Below are 7,137 nucleotides of genomic sequence, written 5' to 3'. Positions count from 1 at the left end.
TCATTCAAATAGTTGCTGCTCGCCTCTGGGTCAGAAGTTTGTCAACATGACCTAGGGCCCTATCGGGCGCGCCGGGGGCCTCGGAAATGCCGGAAAACCGGGCGGCGCGGCGGTAGACGCTTTCGTCGGGCGGCGAATGGGCGGATAAAGAGGGGCGGGGCCCCTCAGGCGGGCTCTCTGTGCCGTTTTGCGTCGATAATGCTATGGTGCGGAAGCCGCGGCCACAGATGCATGACACATGCTCGATGTGGTTTACGCCGAGCTGAGGCGAAGCGGATTTGGTAAAAGGCGGACTTGGTAACAAGCGGACTGGGGAAGAAACTTGTGACGATCTATCCGGTGATCCTGTCGGGCGGTGTGGGGTCGAGACTGTGGCCCGTTTCCCGGTCGCTTTATCCAAAGCAGCTTCTGCCGCTCGTCTCCGATCGGGCGATGCTGGTCGAGACGGCGCTTCGTGTGAGCGGCGACGGGGCCTTCGCCGCCCCCATCGTGGTGTCGAACGAGGAGCACCGCTTCATCATCGCCCAGCAGATGCGGGACACGGGCCTCGTTCCGCTCGCCCATCTGCTCGAGCCGGTGGGACGGAACACCGCTCCGGCGACGGCGGTCGCCGCCGCCTATGTGCAGGCTCGCGATCCCGAAGGGCTCGTGCTCCTGCTGCCGGCCGACCATCACATTCGCGATGTCGCCGCCTTTCACAAGGCGATCGCCAGGGGCGCTGCGCTTGCGCGCGCGGGAAAGCTCGTCACTTTCGGTATCGTCCCCACGGGCCCTGAAACCGGCTATGGCTATATCCGCCGCGGGCAGCCGCTCGATGACGGCGCCTTCGCCGTCGATCGCTTCGTCGAGAAGCCGGATCTCGCCACCGCCGAAGCCTATCTCGCCTCGGGCGGCTATGACTGGAATGCGGGCATCTTCCTGTTCCGCGCCGATCGCATCCTCGAGGAAATGCGCGTGCATTGCCCGGCCATTGCCGCGGAAGCCGCCATGGCGGTCAGGAAGGGCGTTCGCGATCTCGATTTCCTGCGGCTCGAGGCGGCCTCCTTCGGCGCGTGCCCGTCGCTTTCCATCGACTATGCGGTGATGGAGCACACGAAGGATGCGGCGGTGGTGCCGGTCGATATGGGCTGGAGCGACATCGGAAGCTGGTCGGCGCTCTGGGAGATCGGCGAGAAGGACGCGAAAGGCAACGTGGTCACGGGCGATGTCATCGCGCATGAGACGCAGGATTGCTTCGTGCGCGCTGAGACAGGGCTTGTCGCGACGCTCGGGGTTGAAAATCTCGTCATCGTCGAGACGGGCGACGTGCTGCTGGTCGCCGCGCGCGACCGCGTGCAGGACGTGAAGAAGGTCGTCGAACAGCTTGCGGCCGCCGGTCGGACGGAGCATGAGGCGCACAACCGCGTCTACCGGCCATGGGGCTATTATGAAGGCCTCAACAATGGCGAGCGGCATCAGGTCAAACATCTGATGGTTTATCCGGGCGCCTCGCTTTCGCTGCAACTTCATCATCGCCGGGCGGAGCATTGGGTCGTGGTGAGCGGCACGGCGCGGGTGACGGTCGGCGAGGAGACGCGGATGCTGGCCGAGAACCAGTCGACCTACATTCCGGTCGGCACCAGGCACCGGCTCGAAAATCCGGGTCCCGAGCCCCTCAGCATCATCGAGGTGCAGTCGGGCGACTATCTCGGCGAGGACGACATCGTTCGCTTCGATGATGTCTATGGGCGCAATACAGATGCCTCGGCTGCCGAATGAGCGGCCGGAGGACCGGGAAAGAATGAGCGATAAGCAACATCTGGCCATGAAGGTCGAGACGCTGAAGGGAGCGAGAGTTCTCTGTATCGGCGATGTCATGCTCGACCGCTATGTCTATGGAGATGTCGAGCGCATCTCGCCCGAAGGTCCGATCCCGGTGCTGAGGGTGCGCGAGGAAAAGGCGATGCTCGGCGGCGCGGGCAATGTCGCGCGTAATCTCGCGGCGCTGGGCGCGCGCGTGAGTTTCGCGTCGGTCGTGGGCCGCGACGAGGCGGGCGAGGAGATCGGCCGCATGCTTGCCGCCGTGCCTGACCTCGAGGCGAGCCTCGTCGTCGATCCGGCGCGTCGCTCCACCGTGAAGGCGCGCTATGTGTCGATGGGCCAGCAGATTCTCCGCGCCGATCGCGAGACGGGAACGCCGCTTGCCCCGGCACTGGAGCAGGAGCTTGTCGGGCGGATCGGCGCGCTCGTCGCCGGCGCGGCGGTGATGGTGCTCTCCGACTATGGCAAGGGCGTGCTCACGCCTTCGGTTCTCGCGGCCGCGATCGCGGCGGCGCGCAAGGCGGGCATTCCGGTCATTGTCGATCCGAAGGGGCGCGACTTCGGCCTCTATCGCGGCGCGAGCGTGGTCACGCCCAATCGCAAGGAGCTTGCCGAAGCGGCGGGCGGCGCTCTCGAGGGCAGCGAGGCCATTGTGGAGGCGGCGCGCAGGATCGTCGCCAGCGCGGGCATCGGCGCCATGATCGTGACCCGCAGCCAGGAGGGGATGAGTGTCATCCGCGACTCGGGCGAGGTGGCGCATCTGCCCGCCGAGGCGCGCGAGGTCTTCGACGTTTCCGGCGCGGGCGACACGGTCGTCTCGACTCTCGCCGCGGCGCTCGCGGCGGGGCTTCCGCTTGTCGAGGCGGCGGCGCTCGCCAACGCGGCGGCGGGCATCGTCGTCGGCAAGGTCGGCACGGCGGTCGTCTATGCGGACGAGCTTGCGGCCAAGCTTCGCGAGCACGAACTTTCCTCCATCGAGCACAAGGTCGTGACGTTGCATGCGGCGCAGGACATCGTGGCCGGCTGGCGCCGCAAGGGGCTCCGCGTCGGCTTCACCAATGGCTGCTTCGATCTTCTGCACCCGGGCCATGTCTCGCTGCTCGCGCAGTCGCGCGCGCTTTGCGACCGGCTCGTCGTCGGGCTCAACAGCGATGCCTCGGTGACGCGGCTCAAGGGGCCGACGCGGCCGATCCAGCGCGACATCGCCCGCGCGACCGTGCTTGCATCGCTTGCAAGCGTCGATCTCGTCGTCATCTTCGAGGAGGACACGCCCGAAAAACTCATCGAGGGCTTGCGGCCGGACGTGCTCATCAAGGGCGGCGACTACACGGTCGAAACGATCGTCGGCGCCTCCTTCGTGCAGAGCTATGGCGGGCGCGTCGAGGTGATCGATCTCGTGCCGGGCTTCAGCACGACGAAGACGGTCGAGAGGATGGGCGGCTGACGCGGCGATGGTGTTCCACCTCCACCGGCACAGAAAGGCGGACGGGCGCGAACTCCTGCTCTATGGCCGCGCGGCGCATGAAGGGGCAGCGGGCGCCGAGTTTCCGCCCGCAGGCGGCGTGCCGCCGCATCTGCGCTGGCATCCGCTCCGTCAGGAATGGGTCGGATATGCGGGCGCTCGGCAGGCCCGCACTTTTCTCCCCGAGGAAAGCGATTGTCCGCTCTGTCCCGCGCGTGACGGAGCCACAGGTGAAATTCCGTTCACGGATTTCGAGATCGCCGTTTTCGAAAACCGATTTCCCGCTTTCGCGGAGGCGGGCGACGCGCCCGGAATTGCCGGCGTCAGAAGCGCGCCGGCGCGCGGCCGCTGCGAGGTCGTCGTTTTCTCGGCGGATCATCGCGGCTCACTCGCAACGCTGCCCGACGAGCGCATCGACCTTCTGATCGAGGTCTGGGGCGCGCGCATCGCAGCGCTTCGCGAGATGGGTTTCGCCGCCGTCATGCCGTTCGAGAATCGCGGCGAGGAAATCGGCGTGACGCTCCATCATCCGCATGGCCAGATCTATGCCTTCGGCTTTGTGCCGGGGCAGATCGCCCGCGCGGCCGAAGCGCAGGCGGCGGCGCCGGTCGTGGCACGGATGATCGAGGAAGCCGATCCGGCTCTCTTTCTTCATCGGGGAGCGCGCGCCGTTGCGCTCGTGCCGCCCTTCGCGATGTATCCCTTCGAGGTCTGGCTCGCTCCGCGGCGGCGCGTGCCCGGCCCGCAGCATCTCGATGCGGAGGAACGCGCAGAGCTTGCGTCCGCGCTCGGCGATGCGCTGCGGCGGCTCGACCGGCTCTTCGGCATGCCCATGCCCTATATTCTCACCGTGCAGTCGGCGCCCGCAGGCCATGACGCGACCTTCCACATGACGATCGAGATCAAGCCCTTTCGCCGCGACCGGGCGAAGCTCAAATATCTCGCGGGCGTCGAGCAGGGCTCGGGGGTTTTTCTCGTCGATGTACCGCCGGAGGAAGCCGCCGCACGGCTCCGCGCGGTCGGTGGCGCGCGATGAAGGCGGCATTTGAGAAAACATATGGATGTGCGCCCGAGGCGGCGGCGTCCGCGCCCGGCCGCGTCAATCTCATCGGCGATCACACGGATTATGCGGACGGCTTCTGCCTTCCCATGCCGCTCGCTCGGCGCACGCATGTCGCGATGGCGCGGTCGGCGCGCTTTCGCGCGACGAGCCTCGACAATGGCGAGACGCGCGACTTCGACCCCAAGGCTCCGCCGCGCCGCGACTGGACCGATTATGTGGCAGGTCCGATCGCCGAACTTCTGAAGCGCGGCATCGAGGTGCCGCCTGTCGAGGTGCTCATCCGCTCCGACGTACCGCAGGGGGCGGGCGTGTCGTCCTCCGCCGCGCTCGAAATCGCCGTCATCCGCGCGAGCCTTGCGCTCACCGGTGCTGTGCTCGACGATATCGAGATTGCGAGGGCGGGGCAGGCGGCAGAGAACCTTTATTGCGGGCTTCAATGCGGCATTCTCGATCAGATGGCGTCCTCCGTCGGGCGCGAGGGCCATGCGCTGCTTCTCGATTGCCGGACGAACGAGGCGCGACTTGCCGCCGTGCCGGAGAGTTTCCGCTTCGCCGTCATTCATTGCGGCGTCGAGCGGCGGCTTGTCGATGGCGCCTATAATGCGCGGCGCGCGGCAGTGGAGGAGGCGGCGCGGCGTCTCGGCCTTCGCGCGCTCCGGGATGCGGCGCCCGCGATGCTTTCATCCTTGCCCGAGGGCGAGCTTCGCGCCCGCGTGCGGCATGTGGTCGGCGAGAATGCGCGCGTCCTCGCCGCCTTCGATGCGCTCGAGGCCGCGGATGCCGACGCGTTCGGCGCGCTGATGACGGAGAGCCATCGCTCGCTCGCCGAGGATTACGAGGTTTCGACGGAGGCGCTCGACAGGCTCGTGGAAACGGCGCTTGGCGAGGGCGCACGTGGCGCGCGGCTCACTGGTGCAGGGTTCGGCGGATGCGTTGTCGCGCTCATCGCGCCGGACGAGGCGGAGGATTGGTGGCGGCGCGTCGGCGCGCGTCACCCGAAGGCGTGGGCCGTCTCGCTCTGATATTCCTTCAGTGGAATTTCGGCAGCCAGTCGCCATGCGCCTCGATGAGATCGTCGACGAGCGACCATATCTGATCGAGCGAAAGCTCCGCCGCCGTGTGCGGATCGAGCATGGCCGCATGATAGATATGCTCGCGCTTGCCCGTCGCGATCGCCTCGACCGTCAGCGCCTGCACGTTGATGTTCGTCTGCATGAGCGCGGCTAGGTGGGGCGGCAGCGCGCCCTGCCGCGTCGGCGTGATGCCGTTCGCATCGACGAGGCATGGCACCTCGACGCAAGCACCCTCCGGCAGATTGTCGATGAGGCCGCGATTGGCGACATTTCCGTTGATGACGGTCGGCTTGCCGGTCACGACCGCGCGCATGATCTTCGCGCCATATTCGCCGGAGAAGCGGACGTCGATCCTGTTCGCGCCGACAAGTTCGCGCTCCTGCGCCTCCCAGGCCGCGATCTGCTCCTCACAGCGGCGGATATATTCATCGAGCGGAATGTTGAATTCCGAAATGAGATCGGCCCTGTCGCGCTTGATGAACCAGGGCACGTATTCGGCGAAATGCTCGCTCGACTCGGTGACAAAATAGCCCGTGCGCCGCAGCACCTCGTAGCGGACCCTGTTCCAATGGGGCTCGCGGCCCTCCGCCGCGATCTGGCGCAGGCGTGGATAGAGGTCTTCGCGCGTTCCGTCCGCATGGAGCTTCTCGAAGCGCGAATAGAAGGCCATGTGGTTGATGCCGGCGCATTGATAGCGGATGTCCTTGTAGTTCTCGCCGAGATCGTTGGCGAGTTCGAAGGCCGTTCCCTGCACGGAGTGGCAAAGCCCGACATGGGCGATGTCGGGCGCGAGCTTCGCCAGCGCCCAGCAATTGATCGCCATCGGGTTCACATATTGGAGCATGAGCGCCCGTGGGCAGAGTTCGCGCATGTCGTTGGCGATATCGAGGAGCACGGGCACGGTGCGAAGGCCGCGCATGATGCCGCCAATGCCGAGCGTGTCGGCGATGGTCTGGCGGAGCCCGTATTTCTTCGGGATCTCGAAGTCGATGACGGTGCCGGGCTTGTAGCCTGCGACCTGGATCATGACGATGACGAAATCCGCGCCCTTGAGCGCCGCGCGCCGGTCGGTCGTGGCGGTGATCCGTGGGGAGACGGAGAGCGATTCCGCGATCTTGCCCGCGACGATCTGCGAGGTTCTGAGCCGCGCCTCATCGATGTCGTGAAGCGCGATCTCGATATCGGCGAAGATGTCGTTCAGCAGAATGTCGCCGACGAGATTTTTCATGAAGACGGTGCTGCCGGCACCGATCATGCAGACTTTGGTCACGCGCGTCCCTCCCCGGAATATCCGCCGCCGAGGATCGGCGAGCGCGGCTTTCCCGTCAATCGCCCATGATGCGGGCGGCGGGAGCCCAGTGTTCGGGTGTATCGGCGCTGCGCAGCGTCGGTTCAAAGGCGATGAGGTCGTATTCGGCGACGCCCGCGGTGATGTAGGGGTCCGCCTCCGCGTAGCGACGCGCTTCATCGAGGGTGGACGCCTTGATGAGGATGACGCCGCCCATACGCGGGTCGCGCCGGCCGGCCATCAGCACGAGCCCCTCGTCGAAGCCTCGCCGGAGCCATTCGCGATGGGCCTCGAGATGGGCATCGACCTCTGCCACCGGCCGCACATATTTCAGAATGTCGAGATAGAGCATTTGCGCCTCCCTTCCGCACCATCTTCCTAGAACAATTCGGCGGACGGCGCGAGCGGGCTTGCGGCGGCCGCAAATTCCGGCAAGCTCGTGGAGAGGAAT

The 7,137-nt window shown here is 66.3% G+C and carries 6 protein-coding genes; 4 read left to right on the top strand and 2 right to left on the bottom strand.

Annotation, left to right across the window (positions count from 1 at the left end; translation table 11 throughout):
- Positions 1 to 324 precede the first annotated feature (324 nt).
- The 4 genes from PKA57_RS06545 to galK are packed head-to-tail and all read left to right on the top strand — an operon-like array spanning position 325 to position 5,347.
- Complete coding sequence (locus PKA57_RS06545) at positions 325 to 1,758, top strand: mannose-1-phosphate guanylyltransferase/mannose-6-phosphate isomerase (protein WP_324298736.1); 1,434 nt, start codon at positions 325 to 327, stop codon at positions 1,756 to 1,758.
- Between the two features lie 22 nt (positions 1,759 to 1,780).
- Complete coding sequence (rfaE1, locus tag PKA57_RS06540) at positions 1,781 to 3,244, top strand: D-glycero-beta-D-manno-heptose-7-phosphate kinase (protein ID WP_324298734.1); 1,464 nt, start codon at positions 1,781 to 1,783, stop codon at positions 3,242 to 3,244.
- Between the two features lie 7 nt (positions 3,245 to 3,251).
- Positions 3,252 to 4,298, top strand: coding sequence for a galactose-1-phosphate uridylyltransferase (gene galT / locus PKA57_RS06535; protein WP_324298732.1), 1,047 nt, complete (start codon positions 3,252 to 3,254; stop codon positions 4,296 to 4,298).
- The gene (gene galK, locus PKA57_RS06530; RefSeq protein WP_324298730.1) at positions 4,295 to 5,347 is read left to right on the top strand and encodes a galactokinase; all 1,053 of its coding nucleotides are present in this window, start codon (positions 4,295 to 4,297) and stop codon (positions 5,345 to 5,347) included. The genes galT and galK overlap by 4 nt, the downstream gene beginning before the upstream one ends.
- Before the next feature lie 7 nt (positions 5,348 to 5,354).
- Here the strand turns inward: galK and PKA57_RS06525 are convergent, their stop codons facing one another.
- A complete protein-coding gene (locus PKA57_RS06525; RefSeq protein WP_324298728.1) occupies positions 5,355 to 6,668 on the bottom strand; it encodes an alpha-glucosidase/alpha-galactosidase in 1,314 nt (437 codons plus the stop codon).
- Between the two features lie 55 nt (positions 6,669 to 6,723).
- Positions 6,724 to 7,038: a YciI family protein gene (locus tag PKA57_RS06520; protein WP_324298726.1), complete on the bottom strand. Its 315-nt coding sequence runs from the start codon at positions 7,036 to 7,038 to the stop codon at positions 6,724 to 6,726.
- Positions 7,039 to 7,137: the final 99 nt, after the last annotated feature.

It is taken from the genome of Parvibaculum sp., from assembly GCF_035325945.1.
GTDB lineage: Bacteria > Pseudomonadota > Alphaproteobacteria > Parvibaculales > Parvibaculaceae > Parvibaculum.
Note: the sequence above shows the minus strand (reverse complement) of the source record. Positions and strands in the feature narration are given on the sequence as shown.

What these genes read in the sequence shown, in the direction of transcription:
- rfaE1 (WP_324298734.1), top strand. Translation starts at nt 1,781, where the DNA reads ATGAGCGATAAGCAACATCTGGCCATGAAGGTCGAGACGCTGAAGGGA.
- galT (WP_324298732.1), top strand. Translation starts at nt 3,252, where the DNA reads ATGGTGTTCCACCTCCACCGGCACAGAAAGGCGGACGGGCGCGAACTC.
- galK (WP_324298730.1), top strand. Translation starts at nt 4,295, where the DNA reads ATGAAGGCGGCATTTGAGAAAACATATGGATGTGCGCCCGAGGCGGCG.
- PKA57_RS06520 (WP_324298726.1), bottom strand. Translation starts at nt 7,038, where the DNA reads ATGCTCTATCTCGACATTCTGAAATATGTGCGGCCGGTGGCAGAGGTC.